Origin of the sequence: Pseudomonas sp. Irchel 3H9 (genome assembly GCF_900187495.1) — a bacterium.
Lineage (GTDB): Bacteria > Pseudomonadota > Gammaproteobacteria > Pseudomonadales > Pseudomonadaceae > Aquipseudomonas > Aquipseudomonas sivasensis.
In genome coordinates, this window is record NZ_FYDK01000007.1 from 355244 (window position 1) to 374475 (window position 19232).

At 59.4% G+C, this 19232-nt stretch carries 13 protein-coding genes; 8 read left to right on the forward strand and 5 right to left on the reverse strand.

Features of this window, described 5'->3' with window-relative positions:
- Positions 1-10 precede the first annotated feature (10 nt).
- Positions 11-976: an arsenic resistance protein gene (locus CKW32_RS23795; RefSeq protein ID WP_095186160.1), complete on the reverse strand. Its 966-nt coding sequence runs from the start codon at positions 974-976 to the stop codon at positions 11-13.
- A 203-nt stretch (positions 977-1179) separates the two neighbouring features.
- Here CKW32_RS23795 and CKW32_RS23800 point away from each other — a divergent pair, with 203 nt between their 5' ends.
- Positions 1180-1593, forward strand: coding sequence for a hypothetical protein (locus tag CKW32_RS23800; protein ID WP_032890101.1), 414 nt, complete (start codon positions 1180-1182; stop codon positions 1591-1593).
- Between the two features lie 113 nt (positions 1594-1706).
- Here CKW32_RS23800 and gabP read toward each other — a convergent pair whose 3' ends face one another.
- Positions 1707-3098 (reverse strand): GABA permease, encoded by a 1392-nt coding sequence (gabP, locus tag CKW32_RS23805; RefSeq protein ID WP_095186161.1) that lies wholly within the window; start codon positions 3096-3098, stop codon positions 1707-1709.
- A gap of 554 nt (positions 3099-3652) precedes the next feature.
- Between gabP and CKW32_RS23810 the strand changes: the two genes are divergently transcribed.
- From CKW32_RS23810 to CKW32_RS23830, 5 genes are all read left to right on the forward strand, one after another.
- Positions 3653-4426, forward strand: a complete 774-nt coding sequence (locus tag CKW32_RS23810; protein WP_065925764.1) for an ABC transporter ATP-binding protein — start codon at positions 3653-3655, stop codon at positions 4424-4426.
- 13 nt (positions 4427-4439) lie between these two features.
- The gene (locus CKW32_RS23815) at positions 4440-5192 is read left to right on the forward strand and encodes an ABC transporter substrate-binding protein (protein ID WP_095186162.1); all 753 of its coding nucleotides are present in this window, start codon (positions 4440-4442) and stop codon (positions 5190-5192) included.
- Positions 5193-5266: 74 nt separating this feature from the next.
- The gene (locus CKW32_RS23820; RefSeq protein WP_032890094.1) at positions 5267-5959 is read left to right on the forward strand and encodes an ABC transporter permease; all 693 of its coding nucleotides are present in this window, start codon (positions 5267-5269) and stop codon (positions 5957-5959) included.
- A complete protein-coding gene (locus tag CKW32_RS23825) occupies positions 5959-6648 on the forward strand; it encodes an ABC transporter permease (RefSeq protein WP_032890091.1) in 690 nt (229 codons plus the stop codon). The genes CKW32_RS23820 and CKW32_RS23825 overlap by 1 nt, the downstream gene beginning before the upstream one ends.
- On the forward strand, positions 6629-7816 hold the full coding sequence (locus tag CKW32_RS23830; protein ID WP_095186163.1) for a methyltransferase: 1188 nt from the start codon (positions 6629-6631) through the stop codon (positions 7814-7816). Before CKW32_RS23825 ends, CKW32_RS23830 begins: the two co-directional genes overlap by 20 nt.
- A 241-nt stretch (positions 7817-8057) precedes the next feature.
- On the opposite strand, the gene bcsQ is transcribed toward CKW32_RS23830, so the two are convergent.
- Complete coding sequence (gene bcsQ / locus CKW32_RS23835; protein ID WP_032890087.1) at positions 8058-9017, reverse strand: cellulose biosynthesis protein BcsQ; 960 nt, start codon at positions 9015-9017, stop codon at positions 8058-8060.
- Between the two features lie 267 nt (positions 9018-9284).
- On the opposite strand from bcsQ, the gene lapG reads away from it, so the two are divergent.
- Both lapG and lapD read left to right on the forward strand, forming a co-directional pair.
- The gene (gene lapG, locus CKW32_RS23840; RefSeq protein ID WP_095186164.1) at positions 9285-10001 is read left to right on the forward strand and encodes a cysteine protease LapG; all 717 of its coding nucleotides are present in this window, start codon (positions 9285-9287) and stop codon (positions 9999-10001) included.
- An 11-nt stretch (positions 10002-10012) separates the two neighbouring features.
- Positions 10013-11971 carry a cyclic di-GMP receptor LapD gene (lapD, locus tag CKW32_RS23845; protein ID WP_095186165.1) on the forward strand — a complete coding sequence of 653 codons (1959 nt, stop codon included), beginning with the start codon at positions 10013-10015 and terminating at the stop codon, positions 11969-11971.
- A gap of 40 nt (positions 11972-12011) precedes the next feature.
- Here the strand turns inward: lapD and CKW32_RS23850 are convergent, their stop codons facing one another.
- Both CKW32_RS23850 and CKW32_RS28745 read right to left on the reverse strand, forming a co-directional pair.
- The gene (locus CKW32_RS23850; protein WP_032890080.1) at positions 12012-12350 is read right to left on the reverse strand and encodes a hypothetical protein; all 339 of its coding nucleotides are present in this window, start codon (positions 12348-12350) and stop codon (positions 12012-12014) included.
- A 124-nt stretch (positions 12351-12474) separates the two neighbouring features.
- The gene (locus CKW32_RS28745; RefSeq protein ID WP_218229691.1) at positions 12475-19194 is read right to left on the reverse strand and encodes a type I secretion C-terminal target domain-containing protein; all 6720 of its coding nucleotides are present in this window, start codon (positions 19192-19194) and stop codon (positions 12475-12477) included.
- Positions 19195-19232: the final 38 nt, after the last annotated feature.

Sequence of the window (19232 nt, forward strand, 5' to 3'; positions counted from 1 at the left end):
ATTCACCCAGCTACCGACCTGCGGGCCACACCGCCCATGGGATCAGGCGCACGTAGATCAACTCAGCCACCAACTCGACCAAGGTCTGCAGGATCACCGCCGTGGCGGCCAACCCCCGTACGTCTTCAGGCAGGGCCAGCGCCAGGGGCAATACCACCAGCGAATTGCGCGTGGATGCGCTGAACGTCACCGCCCGCGCCGTGACCGCCGGCAGCGCGAACAGCCGCGCCGCCAGCATCCCCATCAGTGGCGCCAGCAGCACAAAGCCCAGATAGACCGGAATCACTGGCACCAACAGGCCGATATCGCGCACCACCGAGGTGACTTGCGAGCCGATCACCACGAACAGCACCAGCGCCATGGCGGGTACCGGCAACCAGGCCCAAGCGTTATTCCACGCATTGATAATTGCGTAGCGCCGCGCCAGGGACGTCGTGAGCACCGCCAGCACCATCGGCACCACGATCAACTCTACAAAGGCTTGAACAAACGGTCCCACCGCAACCACTACTTCGGACTGCGCGCCCAGCATAAACCCCAGGTACACCGGCAACAGCGCCAGCTGCAGTAACAACAGCACCGGCGTCGCCGCCAGCATCAACCGCGAATCGCCTTTGCCGATATGGGTAAACACCACCACATAATCGATGCACGGCGTCAGCAACACCAACAACGCGCCCACTAGCAACGCCGGGCGCTCCACCAGGCCACGGGTCAATGCCCACACCAGCAGCGGCACCAGAATGAAATTGGCCAACAACAACGCCGACAGGAAGCGCTTGTGACTCAAGCCCTCGCGCAAGTCCAGAAAGGGGATTTGCAGGAACATCGCGTACATAAGCACTGCGATGACGGGGGTGATCAATACGTTGAGGTTGTGGGCGGATTGGGGCGCGAACAGGCCGACGACGGCAGCCAGCAGGATGGCGACAAAGTAGATTGGGATCTGGTTGTGTTCGAGGGTGTCGCGGGACATGAAGGCGCTCGAGAAAATTGCGAAGGCACCAGCTTATGCGCCTACTGGCGCAGGGTCGACCCGTGCTGCCCGATCACAACAACCGCAGAAGCCATGAACGTAACGACGCGCCAACGCAGCCAATTCTGAGGATGCCCTTGGGATTTCCTCCAACCTGCGCTTCAATACCCCACCCAGATCCAGAACCTTAGGATGTCGAGCCCATGGCTTCGCCGAACAAGCAGCAAAAACGTGCCCAGCGGGCAAAGACCAAGGCTAAGCAAAACCGCACTCAGCGCGCCGTAGCGACCAAGCCGGATGCGTTTGCAGGCGATGACAGTCGCATTGACCTAGAGTCGGTCGATTTGACTGAGCTGTTTGAGGAGATGCGCGTCGCTGGCGAGACCAGCCAACAGGCGTTGTGCGCGGCATTCCTGGCCCACCCGCTGCTGGCGCTGGTGCTGGAACAGGAAGGTGAAGAAGAAGCCACCGACTTCATCCTGGCAGCGCTGATCGAATATCGGCAGTGGGCCACGGACAGCGACGATGAAGCCGCCGCACTGGCGTGGGTCGAGTCGCCGCAGTTCCAGGCGGATTACGTCGCCGCATCCCAGGCGCTGGTGACTTCCCAGGACTGACGCAAAACAAAATGTAAGAGGGGGCTTGCCCCCGACAGCGTGTTTTCAGTCAATTAGATGTCGACTGACGCACCGCTATCGGGGGCAAGCCCCCTCCCACATGGGGACTGCGGTCAGTTAAGCACCGCAGCGCCTGCTCTCTGCGCCTTGCGACGGCTCGACACAAACAACCCCGCCGCCACTACCAGCAAGCTTAGAACGCCGGTCGCGATAATCTCGACCCGGTGCGCTTCCTGGAACAGCATGATCGTCAGCGTCCCCACAATAAACACCATCACCGCGTAGGTCAGGCCAGGGAACAGCCACATCTTGAAGACGATTTTCTCGCCCGCCGCCGTACGCTTCTGACGCATGCGCAGTTGCGACACGGCGATGACGAGGTACACCAGCAACGCGATGGCGCCGGAGCTGGCCAGCAGGAATTCGAACACCGCTGCCGGTGCCACATAGTTGGCAAAGACCGCCAGGAACGCAGCACCAGTAGACAGCAACACAGCCCAGTAAGGCGTGCCGCTCTTATTAGTGCGCTTGGCCACTGCCGGGGCGTCACCGCGACGGCCCAGGGAGAACAGCATGCGCGACGCGGTGTACAGCGCCGAGTTCAGGCAGCTCGTCACGGCAACCAGCACCACAAGATCGACGATCAGCTTGGCATTCGGGATGCCCATGCGTTCCAGCACGGTCTGGTAGGAACCTACCGCCGCCAGTGTCGGATCGTTCCACGGCACCAGGGACACGACGATGAAAATCGACAACAGGTAGAACAAACCAATCCGCCAGATCACCGAGTTGGTGGCCTTGGTGATTTGCTGGCCTGGGTTCTTCGATTCCGCCGCGGCGATAGTGACGATCTCGGTACCCATGAACGAGAACATGGTGGTAAGGATGGCCGCCAGTACTGCGCCCATGCCGTTGGGCATAAAGCCTTGGGTGTCGAACAGGTGCGAAACGCCGCTGACCTGGCTGGTCGGCAGGAAGCCGAAAATCGCCGCCAAGCCGAGGATCACAAAACCCACGATCGCTACGACTTTGATCAGCGCAAACCAAAACTCGAACTCACCGTAGTTCTTCACGCTGAACAGATTGGTCGCGGTCAGCAGCAACGTGATGATCAGCGTAAAGGCCCAGATGGCCACATCAGGGAACCAAGCGTGGAGGATGGTCGCAGCAGCGTTGGCTTCCAACGGAATCACCAGCACCCAGAACCACCAGTACAGCCAGCCAATGGTGAAACCGGCCCAGTGACCAATCGCACGGTCGGCGTAGGTGGAAAACGAACCGGTGTCCGGCGAGGCAACGGCCATTTCGGCCAGCATGCGCATCACCAATACCACCAGCGTACCCGCAGCGGCATACGCCAGCAGTACGGCCGGGCCGGCGGCAGCAATCGCGTGGCCGGAGCCAACAAACAAACCGGCACCAATAACGCCGGCAATCGACAGCATGGTGACGTGACGCGGTTTGAGCCCCTGTTCGAGGTCATTGGAGCTTTGCGTACTACTCATTGACACACCTTTGCGAGGAATTGCGAAAACGGTCCACCCGGCCTGGTGTCTTCTTCGTGAAAAGAAACCAACAGGGCGTTCTTTATTTTTTACGCAAGATTTGCGCCAAAATGTTACGAAGTCGCAATTGACGCGGGCTGTAGGACGATTCGACAGTCGTCGCAAGTCATTGAGAACAATGGCATTCCGCTATAGCGTTACCGTGCGACTCACATTCAAGACGAACAAGCGCACCAAAAACACACACAAAAAGTACGTGACGCGCCATAAAGGGGCCGATGGGTACCGTTTGCCCGTTTAACCCTTCCAACACCCGGCCAAAGCTGGCACCATCGCGCCCTTTTTTACGCAAAGCCTGCGGTTTATCGGGTTCAAACGGTTGTTCGGTTGTTGAGGGCGCGACACGCTGCTGTGCCGATGCGACACCCTGCCGCACACGCCCCATTTACCGCCGGCCACGCTGTTGGCTGCCATCAAGACGCTATGCTAGCTTGGCGCCTCGCCAGGAAGGCGGCCCAACAGCAGGAATGCAATGAACACAATGAGGACCGCACATGGCCGAGGCCACGCCCGCGCTTGAAATCCGCAACTTGCACAAACGCTATGGTGAGCTGGAGGTACTCAAAGGTATCTCGCTGACCGCTCGCGACGGCGATGTGATCTCGATCCTGGGTTCCTCCGGTTCCGGCAAGTCCACGTTCCTACGCTGCATCAACCTCCTGGAAAACCCACACCAGGGCCAGATCCTGGTGGCCGGCGAAGAACTCAAGCTCAAGGCCGCGAAAAACGGCGAACTGATGGCCGCCGACGGCAAGCAGATCAACCGGTTGCGCAGCGAAATCGGTTTTGTATTTCAAAACTTTAACCTGTGGCCACACATGAGCATCCTCGACAACATCATCGAGGCCCCCCGCCGTGTGCTCGGCCAGAGCAAGGCCGAGGCAATAGAAGTGGCCGAGGCCCTGCTGGACAAGGTCGGCATCGCCGACAAGCGCCACGCCTACCCCGCGCAATTGTCCGGCGGCCAGCAACAACGGGCAGCCATCGCGCGTACCCTGGCGATGCAGCCCAAAGTCATCCTGTTCGACGAACCCACTTCTGCCCTTGACCCGGAAATGGTTCAGGAAGTACTTAATGTGATCCGCGCGCTGGCCGAAGAGGGTCGCACCATGCTGCTGGTCACCCATGAAATGGGCTTCGCCCGCCAAGTGTCCAGTGAAGTGGTGTTCCTCCACCAAGGCCTGATCGAAGAGCAAGGATCGCCACAGCAGGTGTTTGAAAACCCGCTTTCGGCGCGCTGCAAACAATTCATGTCCAGCAACCGCTAACGGAGCAACATGCATGCAGAACTATAAAAAATTCCTTCTGGCCGCGGCCGTATCGATGGCGTTCAGCGCCACGGCCATGGCAGAAACCTTGAAGATGGGGATCGAAGCGGCTTACCCACCTTTCAACAATAAAGACGCCAGCGGCAACGTCGTCGGCTTCGACAAAGACATCGGCGACGCCCTGTGCGCCAAGATGAAAGTCGAAAAGTGCGAAGTGTATGTGTCCGACTGGGACGGCATTATCCCGGCCCTGAACGCCAAGAAGTTCGACTTCCTGGTGTCCTCACTGTCCATCACCGATGAACGCAAGCAAGCCGTCGACTTCACTGACCCGTACTACTCCAACAAGCTGCAGTTCATCGCACCTAAAGCCACTGCGGACTTCAAAACTGACGCCGAGTACCTGAAGGGCAAAGTCATCGGTGCACAGCGTGCAACCCTGGCCGGTACCTATCTGGAAGACAAGCTGCCGGACACCGAAGCCAAGCTGTACGACACCCAGGAAAACGCCTACCTCGACCTGACGTCCGGCCGCCTCGACGGCATCCTCGCCGACAAGTACGTGCAGTACGAATGGCTCAAGAGCAAAGACGGTTCCGCCTACGAGTTCAAGGGCGACCCGGTTGTAGAAAGCGACAAGATCGGTATCGCCGTGCGCAAGGGCGACCCACTGCGCGAGCGCCTGAACAAAGCCCTGGCAGAGATCAAGGCAGACGGCACCTACAAGAAGATCAACGACAAGTACTTCCCGTTCAGCATCGAATGACCTGAACGGTCTGCCCGACGCGCTCACTTGAGCGCGTCGGCTTCCAGCAATGCCTGCCGCGATATGAAAACACCATGAATTTCGATCTCTACGGATTCGGCCCCGCGCTCGCCGCCGGCGCGCTGATGACCGTCAAACTGGCGCTCACGGCGTTATGCCTGGGGCTGGTACTCGGCCTCGCCGGTGCCTTGGCCAAGACTTCACCGTACAAGCCGCTGCAATGGCTGGGCGGTACCTACTCGACAATCGTTCGCGGCGTGCCGGAACTGCTGTGGGTGTTGCTGATTTACTTCGGCACGATCAACGCCATGCGCTCACTGGGTGAGTTGCTCGACATTCCCGACCTGTCCCTCAGCGCCTTCGCCGCCGGCGTCATTGCGCTGGGGCTGTGTTTCGGTGCCTACGCCACCGAAGTACTGCGCGGCGCAATCATCTCCATCCCCAAGGGCCACCGCGAAGCAGGTGTGGCACTGGGCCTGTCGAAGTTCCGGATCTTTACCCGCTTGATCATGCCGCAGATGTGGCGCATCGCCCTGCCGGGGCTGGGCAATCTGTTCCTGATCCTGATGAAGGACACCGCGCTGGTCACGGTCATCGGTCTCGAAGAAATCATGCGCCACGCGCAGATCGCCGTAACCGTCACCAAACAGCCTTTCACCTTCTACCTGGTCGCCGCGTTCATTTATCTGGGCCTGACCTCACTGTCGATGGTGGCTATGCACTTCCTGGAAAAACGCGCCGCCCGCGGCTTCGTGAGGACGACGTAATGGAATGGGAAGTCATCATCAAGTGGCTGCCGAAGTTTATCCAGGGCGCCATCCTGACCCTGGAACTGGTGAGCATTGCCGTGATCCTCGGTTTGATCCTGGCCATCCCGCTGGGTATCGCGCGCTCATCCAAGCGCTGGTATGTGCGCTCACTGCCCTACGCCTACATCTTTTTCTTCCGTGGCACGCCGCTGCTGGTGCAGTTGTTTCTGGTCTATTACGGCCTGGCCCAATTCGACAGCATCCGCTCAAGCTTCATGTGGAAGTACCTGCGCGACCCGTTCTGGTGTGCCACCGCCACCATGACACTGCACACCGCAGCCTATATCGCCGAGATCCTGCGCGGCGCCATCCAGGCCATTCCACCTGGGGAAATTGAAGCAGCCCGAGCGCTGGGCATGTCCAAGCCCAAAACGCTGTTCTATATCATCCTGCCCCGCGCGGCGCGCATCGGTTTGCCGGCCTATAGCAACGAAGTGATCCTGATGCTCAAGGCCAGTTCACTGGCGAGCACCGTGACCCTGCTGGAACTGACCGGCATGGCCCGCACGATCATTGCGCGCAACTACCTGACGGTGGAAATGTTCTTCACCGCCGGTGTGTTCTACCTATTGATCTCGTTCCTGCTGGTACGCGGCTTCAAACTGCTGGAACGCTGGCTGCGCGTCGATGCCTGCCAGGGACGTTGAAGCGCGCTTCCGGGCGCTGGATGCGTTTCTGATCGAGCATCAAGGGCTGTGGCGACCACGGCCCTTTACTCAGCGCCAGTTGCCTTGGGAAAACGAACACCCCGAACTGGCCCAGTGGCTGCGCCAACGCTCGTTGGCCGATGCCGAAGCCAATCACAACCAGCCCCATGGCCTGCTCGCCCCCGCACCTTTTCCACAGTTAGCATCGCAGGCGCTGCAACTCAGCGCTGTGGATAAGTTACCAACGCAGCCCTTGCAACCCGCCGCGCACCGCCTGAAGGTCGATGTGCCCGGCCGCAAATGGCAACAGATCGAAGCCTTCGGCGCGGCGCTGCAGTTTGCGCAAACACCCCGGCATTGGTTGGACTGGTGCGCCGGCAAAGGCCACCTTGGCCGCCGCCTGCTGCACACAGGCCAGCAGCTGACCTGCCTGGAATACGACCCGGCCTTGATCGCTTCGGGCCAAGCCTTGAGCGAGCACCACGGCCTGCCCGTCACCCATCGTCTGCAAGACGTGATGGCGGATGTAGCCATAAGCGCCGAACACACCCCCGTGGCCCTGCATGCCTGCGGCGACCTGCATGTACGCCTGCTGCAAGTGGCCAGCGCCGCCGGCTGCAAGCAACTGGCACTGGCGCCGTGCTGCTATAACCGCATCCAGGGGAATACCTACCAGCCGCTGTCCGACGCGGGCCGCGCTTCCACCTTGCTGTTGTCGGTCGACGACCTCGGCCTGCCCCTCAGCGAAACCGTCACCGCCGGCAAACGCGTGCGCCTGCAACGGGACACCTCCATGGCCCGGCGCCTCGGCTTCGATCAATTGCAACGCCTGTTACGCGGCTGCGACGAGTACCTGCCTACCCCGTCCCTGCCCACCCACTGGCTGGACAAACCCTTCGCTGACTACTGCCGCGAACTGGCACGCCTCAAAGGGTTATCCACAAGCGAACAAGACTGGGCGGCGTTGGAGGCCCATGGTTGGCAGCGCTTGGCCGAGGTCAGGAACCTGGAGTTGGTGCGTGGTCTGTTTAGGCGCCCGCTGGAGTTATGGCTGGTGCTGGATCGGGCACTGTTTCTCAGCGAACGTGGCTACAGGGTTGAGGTCGGCAGCTTTTGCGACCCGGCATTAACGCCGCGCAACTTGATGGTGCTCGCCGAGCGCGATTAAAGGGCGAAATTGTCGCACCCCAACCTGTGGATAACTCTGTTGATGAATTCGTTACAGACCCTGTAGCGCTCTACGCTGCGGACCAAAAGCCACGCTGTTCATTTTTTGTTCACACAATAAAACGCACGTAAAACAGGCAGTTGCACTGTGTTGAGAACCGCTCCACAAAATGGCTGTTTCATCACAACTGCATCCAACCGATTGTGCATAAGCATCTGGAGGTAAGCGTATAAACCGCGCTTTAAACGCGTTTTCTGCGAGCGATCAATAACCGGCAAAGGTCGGTGATATCGTCACCGGCCAGGCTCGTCGCCGTGTTGTCCAAAGGGTCCGTAGAAAAGGCCAAGCCTTCGCTGATCGCCGGATCACGGTGCACGACTTCCAGAGGGTACTCACCTCGGCGCAACTTGAAGGCGTCGAGCATTTCCAGGTTGAACGTCGAGTTTTCGTCCAGTTGGTTGATCACCAAGTGGCAACGCGGTGGACGCTCACGCTCAAGATGAGGCGCCAGCAATTCATCCAATTGGTCCAGGGTGCCGAGGCAAGCGGCATTCGGTTGGGCGACGACCAGCACGATGTCAGCCACGCTCAGTGCTTGATGGAGATAAACGTTGTCACCTGCGGGGGTATCGACGATGACTGTGTGCCGTTCACTCAGCCCCAATGCCGACAGGCGCTGGGTCAGCCACTTCGGCTCGCGGGTCAACCAGCGTTGCAGGTTTTCCCTTTGCTGGGTGTCGGTGTCGCCAAAGGGAATGACCTGGCAACCGGCAAAACCCGATTGCAGGATGGTCCTCCATGGCGCGTTGAGCAGACTACTGCGACCCACACCGGGTAGCTCATGATCAACACCAAAGTGCTGGCGCAAAGCATTCTGGGGATCCAGGTCCAATGCCACGACCGACTCACCCAGGCGCTGCAAACCGCTGCTCAGTGCCGTGGCCAGCGTACTGCGGCCAACACCACCATTGATGGACACCAGCGCCACTACCGTCGGGCGTAGCGTGGTCAGTGGCTCATTGTGATGATGTTCATTGGCGTGGGACGCATGAGTACTCATGCGCGAGCCATCTTTATGGTTCACCCGAGTGCCATCGTCGAAGGGAACGCTGCCGAAAAAATGCAGGCGAGCGTTTCTTCCCTTGGGATCACGGGAAACGCTCTTGCCGAACAGGGCAAATAGATCATCAGTGCGGCTCATGGCCGGAGCTCCTTCACGGCGCCATATAAAGACGTGAAAAGGTCGGCAAGGTATGGCTTCGCCGCAGGTCTTTTTGTAGGCGTTCTCATGGCTTCATTCTGTGACAGCGTTAAAGAAGTGTCATTATTTTGATGAAATTACCACCGCCCTTTCAGACGAGCGGAAAACAGCCAATTTACTGACGGACTTTTACTACAATTCACTGGCAGTGATTTCATCGTGCCATTGTTTTTTACCCGCTATCACCGCACCATTGCCGCACCTTCAATGCTGCAAGCTTGGGTAATCGCAGTGGCGATACGCTTTAAATTCCCTCGGATTCTGTACGGCCTCGCCATCACGCTGTTGCTGGGTGGCGGCCTGCTGGGCGATTTGCTCGCCGACTGGGATTTCAGCCAAATCAGCCGCCGCGCCGAGTCGCTTTACGGGCCACTAGGCCCCGGGCGTCAGCGCATTGATGCATGGCAGCAATTGCTGTCAACGCAGAAGCAAGTGGGTGAGACCGAGCAGCTCAAAGTGGTGAATCTGTTCTTCAACCGCCAGTTGCGCTACGAGGAAGACATCGACCTGTGGCACGAGATTGATTATTGGGCGACCCCTATTCAGTCCCTGTGGAAAGGCGCAGGCGACTGCGAAGACTACGCCATCGCCAAGTACTTCAGCCTGCGTCACTTGGGCGTCCCCGCCGAAAAACTGCGCATTACCTACGTTAAAGCGTTACGCCAGAATCGCGCGCACATGGTGCTGACGTACTATGCCAGCCCCGAAGCCATGCCCTTGGTACTGGACAGCCTGATGGACGCCATTTTGCCCGCCAGCCAGCGCGCGGATTTGCTGCCGGTGTACGCGTTCAACGGTGAAGGGCTGTGGTTGACCGGCGCGGCGGGCAACAAAAAAGTCGGTGACACCAAGCGCCTGTCACGTTGGCAGGATGTCTTGAAAAAAATGACCGCTGAAGGGTTTCCGGCCAGTTCGGATAATTAACAGGAGCTACGATGTCACTGTTCAAACAATTGCTGATCGCTATCTGCGTGTTCCTGGTGGTCGCGTTCAGCGGTAGCTTCTTCGTCAGCCTTGAGAGTTCGCGTACCCAGTACGTCAACCAACTGCGCTCCCACGCGCAGGACGCGGCCACGGCGCTGGCCCTGTCGTTGACGCCGAACATCGATGACCCGGCGATGACCGAACTGATGGTCAGCTCGATCTTTGACAGTGGCTACTACGCAAGCATTCGTGTGGTGGACCTGAGCAACGACCAGGTACTGGTGGAGCGTGCCGCCGAGCCGGATGCCAGCAGCGTTCCGGCTTGGTTCGTGAAGATGATCGGCCTCGCGCCGGCCGGCGGCGATGCCATTGTCAGCCGTGGCTGGCAGCAGGCGGCGCGCGTTGAGGTGGTCAGTCACCCGATGTTTGCCCTGGCCAAACTCTGGCAAAGCGCCCTCGGCAGCCTGGGTTGGCTGTTGATCTGCGGCGCCGCGAGTGCAGTGCTGGGCGCGCTGTTGCTGCGTCGCCAGCTGAAACCGTTGGACTATATGGTCGAGCAGTCCCACGCCATCGCGCGTCGTGAGTTCCTCAGCTTGCCCGACCTGCCTCGCACCCCGGAATTACGCCGCGTGGTGCAGGCCATGAACCAGATGGTGGAGAAACTCAAGGCGCTGTTCCACGAGCAGACCGAACGCAGCGAGAAGCTGCGGGTGGAGTCCTACCAGGACAGCCTGACCGGCCTGGCGAACCGTCGTTATTTCGAGATGCAGTTGCAATCGCGGGTCAGCAACATGGAGGAGTCCAGTTCAGGCTACCTGCTGATGTTGCGGCTCAACGACCTAGGCGGCCTCAATCAGCGTCTGGGCGGGCAACGCACCGACCAGTTGCTGCAAGCCGTCAGCCAACAACTGGTGCGTACCTGTGCCAAATACCCGGAAACCAATAACCTGATCACCCGCAGCCGGGGTGGCGAGTTCGCCGTGCTCGCGCCAGGCTTGGTGCGCGATGAAGCTGTGCAGTTGGCCCAGGAACTGGAAACCACCTTGCAAAGCCTGCACGAAACCGGCGCCACCGACATGCCCACCGTGGCCCACATCGGCCTGGCCCCTTACAACCCCGGCGACGCTTCGGCAGACCTGCTGATGCTGGCTGACCAAGCGCTCACCCAGGCCGAAGCCAACAGCCTGCAAAGCTGGGTCTGCCTGTCACATCAAACCCTCGACACCGTCAGTGACGACCCGCACAGCTGGCACACCTTGCTCGACAATGCGCTGAGCCAGGGTCGCTTCCGCCTGTTCTTCCAGCCGGTGGTGAGCAGCAGCGATACCCGCCAGGTCCTGCATTACAAAGTGCTGTCGCGCTTGCTCGACAATCAGGACCAGACCATCGCCGCCGGGCATTTCCTACCGTGGCTGGAGCGCTTCGGTTGGACCGCGCGGCTCGACCAGGTAATGCTCGATCTGGTGATCAAACACTTGGGCCAGCACAACCAATCGGTCGCGCTGAACCTGTCGGCGGCTACCCTGAACGACCCGCAAGCCCTGGAGCACATGTTCGAGCGCCTGTCGCAACACCCGTTGCTGGGCGAGCGCCTGACCCTGGAAATCGGCGAGGAGCAAGTCCCCGAACAGGCACAACTGGAACGCCTGATCCGGCGCATGCGCGGTCTGGGCTACAGCCTTGGCCTGCAACGCTTCGGCGGGCGCTTCAGCATGATCGGTAACCTCGCGCATCTGGGCCTGGCCTACCTCAAGATCGATGGCAGTTACATCCGCGACATTGACCAGGAAAGCCACAAGCGCTTCTTTATCGAGGCCATCCAGCGAGCGGCCCACAGCATTGATCTGCCGCTGATTGCCGAGCGCGTGGAAACCGAGGGTGAGTTGCGGGTGATCCGCGAGATGGGTATTGAAGGGGTGCAAGGCCAACTGGTCGGTGAACCGGCGCCCTGGAAGTGGAGCACAGAATAATCACGCCTCCTTGACGGTTAAGCCGTGAAGGAGGTGCGCGTCAAATCAGGCCAGTTTCATCATCATTGATCAGCTCGCTCAAACCGCCCAGCGCCGCCCGGGCCTGGGTGCGTTCCAGGAACTTGGTCTGCGCCGCCGGCGGCAAGTCGGTGATGCTCATTACGTTCTTGGTGATCAGCACCTGAATCAAGTCGTCCAGTACGCGGATCATCTCAAGGTCACTGCTCTTGAGCTGCTTGAGGCTGGTCTCGATCTCATCGTCGGCAAACCACGCCTGGATCTCGTGATGGTCCGCCGGTAGCGTCTCAGTGGCTTCAGCGAAGGCCTGCGCCTCGACACGCACCAAAGCGTTGTATTGATCGCGTAGCACGTAGAACATCAGCCCTCTCCCAATAAAAAATCCCTGCAGGCGCCGCACACGGCTCCCACAGAGATTACACACATTTCGCCGAAGCGGATGCCATGGGGGCGCCAATCCCTAAAGATTGCCGCCCCCGTGGTGATCAGTCGTGGTGCTTGACGGTCAAGTCGCCACCGGCGATCAGGCTATTGATCGCGGCGGAACCCGAGCCCCAACTGGCGCCATCCACTTTGATCGTGACATCAGCCGTGCCGCCGCTGGTGCCGGTGAACGACCCGGTGCTGCTCACGCTCAGCGTCGAGTTGCCCGACGCATCCGTGGTCAGCCTCAGGTAGCTCGACAGGTTGGTGTCGTTATTGCCTTGCAACAGGTCGGACAGGTCCAGCTTGTCGCCTTCACCGTGTTTGAAGTCAGTGATGCGATCAAACCCACCGTTGGTGTTGGTGTCGCCTTTGAGCCACACAAAGGTATCGGCACCCGCGCCGCCGGTGAGGATGTCGTTGCCCTTGCCGCCCACCAGGATGTCATTGCCTGCGCCGCCGGAGAGCGTGTCGTTACCGCCCTGGCCGAACAGGATGTCATCGCCGGCGTTGCCGATCAGGGTGTCGCCGCCATCGTTGGTGCCGTAGATGTTCGACGCGTTGGCCAAAGCACCGACGTCCTGCACATGCTCAGTGATGTACTGATGCAAGGTGCGGTCGTCGATCTGATCGACCGTGGTCGCCAGCTTCTCGGCAGCGAATGCCTTGAGTGCCGCGCTGCCTTCCTGGCCTTTGTAGCTGATCAGGTCGCCGAAGATGATGTCGTTGCCCGAACCGCCGGAAACGTTGTCGGCACCGGTATCGGCGGTGTGGCCGGTAATGGTGTCCGCCAGCTTCGCGGTGTCGATCGTGCTGACCGTTTTGTCGGTATCGAAGTACTTCTGCAACATGTCCTTGTCGACGCTGCTGCCCAGGCCGATGGCCTGAACCTCAACCCCGCCCTTGACCGCAGTGATCAACGCCGCGTAAGCGTCTTTGGCCGCTTCCAACGGATAGTCGTAGTAGTAGCTGCTGTTGCCGACAGCCCCCGCCACGTCGAAACCACCGCGGCCGTCGGACACGACATAACCTTCAAAGGTCTTGGTGCCGGACGAGTTGTACGAATAGACCTTGCCTTCGCTGTCAACGATGACCTGGGTCTTGCCGTAGATCGTTGCGGTGACCTCAGTGGACTGGCCCAGGGTGTAGTTTTTGCTATTGATCTTGCTGTCGAAGTAAACCGTATCGCCGTAGCGGCTGGTCGCCCCAAGAGTAGGGTTGTTGTACGTGTAGTTGTAGACGTTCGGCGCACCGTCGGTAATGAAGTACGTCAGGTTCTTCGCACTGGCGTTGCTGGTCGCTTCAGAGCTCTTAAACCAGGCCGTCGCAGTGTTGAAGGCGTCCTGGTAGTTGGTCACGTCAGTCGAGTTGGAGCTCATGTTGTTCAACACAGCCTGCAACGCATCCTTGGCAGCCGCCTGGTCAGCCAGGTTGACCGACACTTGCGATTCGACCTTGGTATCGAAGTCCACCAGCAACACTTTCACCACACCCGAACCGGTCAACTTGGCGTTGGCGATCAGGGTATCGAAGATGGTCGACAACTGGGACTTGATCGAGGTCATCGCGCTCGAGCCGATACTGCCCGAGGTGTCAACGATGAACGCGATGTTGTAGTTGGTGCCCGGGGTGGTGATGCCACCTTTGTCGCCAATCACGATGTTGTGGGTCGAGGTGGAGCCCAGGTCGATGGTATCCACCGCAGCGCCGCCTTCCGTAACAGGGGTGTAGACCTGAGGCTTGACCGTGATGGTGGTCGTTGCCGCCAACGAACTCAGGCTGTTGCCACCCTCATTGTCAGTCACCGCGACATCAATGGTGCGGTCGCCCAGCGTCGGGTACTTGCTGGTGCTGGAGTACTGGAACGACTCAAGCAGCGTCTTGTAGGTCGCCGCATCCGCCACGCCCGACAGGGTCAGCACGATCTTGCCGCTGACGTCAGTCCCGACGCTGGTCACGGTGATGCCTTTGTAGGTACCACCCACCGCTACCAGACTGGAGCTCAGCACATCGCCCGAACTGGCGTTTTTCAGAGTGATGGTCGCACTTTGCATCTGCGTGCTGTCGACGTCGCCAATGGCCACGCTGCCGGTAATCGCCACACCCGTGGTGCTGCGTTCGGTGTAAGCGGTGTTGTAGCCGGTGGCGACAGCGCCGTCAGCCGTGCTCAGGTCCAGGGTTGGGGCATCGTTGACCGCAGTGATCACGATGCTCACTTTGCCGGTCGTTACCGCCGAAGCGCCAGTGCTCAGCTCCGTGGCCGTGGCTTTCACGGTGAGGTCGAAGCTGGCGGTCGAATCCTTGAGCGGCGTAACGGTCAGGGTTTTCAGGTTCCAGGTGCTGACATCGTAGAGCGTGCCGCTGCCGTTCGACGTGATGCTGTGCCCAGTGTTGCCGTCGGTAATCACGGTGCCGGCTGGCAAGCCGCTGATTTCCACCTTGTGCGACTCCGAGCCGTCGTTGTCGACAAACGTGGTAGTGATCGGGCTGACCTTGATCGCGGTGTCTTCCAGACCACGGTTGTAGACGTAGCCAGTGTAATAACCTTCGCCGTTGACGATATGGCTATCGCCGAGCACCGCACCGGCGGCTTTCAACGCGTCCACGCTGGTGTAGGTCTGCAGGCCGCTGTTGCCCAGGGACATCGACACGCCGTTGTTGATCGACACATTGACGTCGTAGTTGCCCGCGCCTGCCTGGTTGTAGTGGTAGATATCCAGGGTGTAGTAGCCCGACTCGGTCGGGGTGTAGCTCGACCCGGTAATCGCGCTGCCCTTGCTCCACGTCTCGGTGGCAACCAACTTGCCGCCCACGGTGATTGCCAGGCTGTCGTCGGCCGTACCAGTGAAGGTGTAGCTCTTGCCGGCTTCCAGGTAAATCAAGCCGGAGACTTTGGTCGCGGTACCGTCTGCCACATTGCTGTTGCTGACGCTGCTGGTCACGCCGGTGGTGACGGCGCTGGCAGCGGTCTTGGCGTCGATCACACGGATCAGATCGCTGGAATTGACCACACCGTTACCGTTGGTCCCCAGATCAGTGCGCAGAGTGCCGCCAGTCCAGGTTTGAATGACCAAGCCTGTAGGAACAGCGCCGAACGCGCCAACCGTCACAACCGGCACATCCGCCACCGGGTGGATATCCACGGTGATGACCTTGGTGTCGCTGTAGGAATTGCCGTCGGTAGCCTGGAATTTCAGCTGGGTGTAATCGGTCTGCTTGTTGCCCACACCTGTGGCCGCGAAGGTGTTGTCACCCGATTCGTTGGCTGCCGGGGTGTAACGCACGTTGTGGCCGTCGAAGTCCGCCTGGCTGAACGACTTACCGGCAGAGGTATCGGTTTTCAGATCAGTCGCGCTGAGTTTGACCCACGCGCCGTTGGAGTAGTACTCGATGGAACCGGCAGGCAGGCTGGTGAACACCACTTTCGGGTTTGTGGAGTCCTCATCGCTGACGCCGAAGGTCGCCCAGGTCAATTCGATCGGGGTGTCTTCGTCGCCCTGGATGTAGCCGTTGCTGGCGATCGGAGTGTCGTCGACCAACGTCACGGTCGGCTGACCAGTGCTGTGTGAGTTGGCGCCGTCAGCGTCAGTGACGGTCAGGTCAATCTTCGGCAACTGATGACCGGAGTTGACGTAGTCCGCGCCCTTCTGCGTCAGCACAACGTTGGTACCGGACAGGGTGTAGTAGCCGTCCGCGTTGGTGCCAGTGGTGAAGGTGACTTTCAGGCTGGCAGTAGGCGTTTCTTCGTCGGTAGCAACGAAGCTACCGGCGACGGTGCCGACTTTGGCGCTGTTCTCAACAATGGTGGTCGCAGCCACGGTGATGACCGGGATGTCGTTGACCAAAGTAACGACCGGCTGAGCATCGCTGTGCGAAGTAGCGTTGTCGGCGTCGGTCACGGTCAGGTCAATTTTCGGCAACTGGTTGCCGGCGTTGACGAAGTCCGCGCCCTTCTGCGTCAGCACAACATTAGTGCCAGACAGGGTGTAGTAACCCTGAGTATTGGTGCCGGTGGTGAAATCAACTTTCAGGCTGGCCGTCGGGGTTTCTTCGTCAGTTGCTACGAAGCTACCGGCGATAGTGCCGACTTTGGCGCTGTTCTCAACAATGGTGGTCGCAGCCACGGTGATGACCGGGATGTCGTTGACCAAAGTAACGACCGGCTGAGCATCGCTGTGCGAAGTGGCGTTGTCAGCATCGGTGACGGTCAGGTCAATTTTCGGCAACTGGTTGCCGGCGTTGACGAAGTCCGCGCCCTTCTGCGTCAGCACAACATTAGTGCCAGACAGGGTGTAGTAGCCGTCCGCGTTGGTGCCGGTGGTGAAGGTGACTTTCAGGCTGGCAGTAGGCGTTTCTTCGTCGGTAGCAACGAAGCTACCGGCGACGGTGCCGACTTTGGCGCTGTTCTCAACAATGGTGGTCGCAGCCACGGTGATAACCGGGATGTCGTTGACCAAAGTAACGACCGGCTGAGCGTCGCTGTGCGAAGTGGCGTTGTCGGCGTCGGTGACGGTCAGGTCAATTTTTGGCAGTTGATTACCGGCGTTGACGAAGTCCGCGCCCTTCTGCGTCAGCACCACGTTGGTACCGGACAGGGTGTAGTAACCCTGAGTATTGGTGCCGGTGGTGAAATCAACTTTCAGGCTGGCCGTCGGGGTTTCTTCGTCAGTGGCTACGAAGCTACCGGCGACGGTGCCGACTTTGGCGCTGTTCTCGACAATGGTGGTAGCAGCCACGGTGATAACCGGGATGTCGTTGACCAAAGTAACAACCGGCTGAGCATCGCTGTGCGAAGTGGCGTTGTCAGCATCGGTGACGGTCAGGTCAATTTTCGGCAACTGGTTGCCGGCGTTGACGAAGTCCGCGCCCTTCTGCGTCAGCACAACGTTGGTACCGGACAGGGTGTAGTAACCCTGAGTATTGGTGCCGGTGGTGAAATCAACTTTCAGGCTGGCAGTAGGCGTTTCTTCGTCGGTAGCAACGAAGCTACCGGCGATAGTGCCGACTTTGGCGCTGTTCTCAACAATGGTGGTCGCAGCCACGGTGATAACCGGGATGTCGTTGACCAAAGTAACGACCGGCTGAGCATCGCTGTGCGAAGTGGCGTTGTCAGCGTCGGTGACGGTCAGGTCAATTTTCGGCAGTTGATTACCGGCGTTGACGAAGTCCGCGCCCTTCTGCGTCAGCACCACGTTGGTACCGGACAGGGTGTAGTAACCCTGAGTATTGGTACCGGTGGTGAAATCAACTTTCAGGCTGGCCGTCGGGGTTTCTTCGTCAGTTGCTACGAAGCTACCGGCGATAGTGCCGACTTTGGCGCTGTTCTCCACGATAGTGGTCGCAGCCACGGTGATAACCGGGATGTCGTTGACCAAAGTAACGACCGGCTGAGCATCGCTATGCGAAGTGGCGTTGTCGGCGTCGGTGACGGTCAGGTCAATTTTCGGCAACTGGTTGCCGGCGTTGACGAAGTCCGCGCCCTTCTGCGTCAGCACAACGTTGGTACCAGACAGGGTGTAGTAACCCTGAGTATTGGTGCCGGTGGTGAAATCAACTTTCAGGCTGGCCGTCGGGGTTTCTTCGTCAGTTGCTACGAAGCTACCGGCGATGGTGCCGACTTTGGCGCTGTTCTCAACAATGGTGGTCGCAGCCACGGTGATAACCGGGATGTCGTTTACCAAAGTAACGACCGGCTGAGCGTCGCTGTGCGAAGTGGCGTTGTCGGCGTCGGTGACGGTCAGGTCAATTTTCGGCAACTGGTTGCCGGCGTTGACGAAGTCCGCGCCCTTCTGCGTCAGCACAACGTTGGTACCGGACAGAGTGTAGTAACCCTGAGTATTGGTGCCGGTGGTGAAATCAACTTTCAGGCTGGCCGTCGGGGTTTCTTCGTCAGTTGCTACGAAGCTACCGGCGATAGTGCCGACTTTGGCGCTGTTCTCCACGATAGTGGTCGCAGCCACGGTGATAACCGGGATGTCGTTGACCAGGGTGACATCTGGAGTAGCGGCGGCAGTTGCGCTGCCTTTGTCAGCATCAGTCACAGTTAGGTCAAACGCTGGGAGTTTGTTCCCTGCGTTGACGAAGTCAGCACCGGCCTGAGTCAGGACAACGTTGTTGCCAACGATGGCGTAGTAACCGTCTTTATTGCTGTCGCCGGTGAAGGTGACCACCAGGTTTGCAACTGGGGTTTCTTCGTCACCCACGGTGAACGAGCCCGCCACAGTGTCTTTGCTGACAGCGTCTTCAACCAACGGATTGGCGGTTACTTCGATGGTCGGCAGGTCGTTGACCAGCGTCACGTCCGGAGTAGCGGCGGCAGTTGCGCTGCCTTTGTCAGCATCAGTCACGGTCAGGTCAAACGCTGGGAGTTTGTTCCCTGAGTTGACGAAGTCAGCACCGGCCTGAGTCAGGACAACGTTGTTGCCAACGATGGCGTAGTAACCGTCTTTATTGCTGTCGCCAGTGAAGGTGACCACCAGGTTTGCAACCGGGGTTTCTTCGTCACCCACGGTGAACGAGCCCGCCACGGTGTCTTTGCTGACAGCGTCTTCAACCAACGGATTGGCGGTTACTTCGATGGTCGGCAGGTCGTTGACCAGCGTCACATCCGGAGTAGCGGCGGCGGTTGCGCTGCCTTTGTCTGCATCAGTCACGGTCAGATCGAACGCTGGCAGTTTATTGCCCGCATTAACAAAGTCAGCACCGGCCTGAGTCAGGACAACGTTGTTGCCAACGATGGCGTAGTAACCGTCTTTATTGCTGTCGCCGGTGAAGGTGACCACCAGGTTTGCAACTGGGGTTTCTTCGTCACCCACGGTGA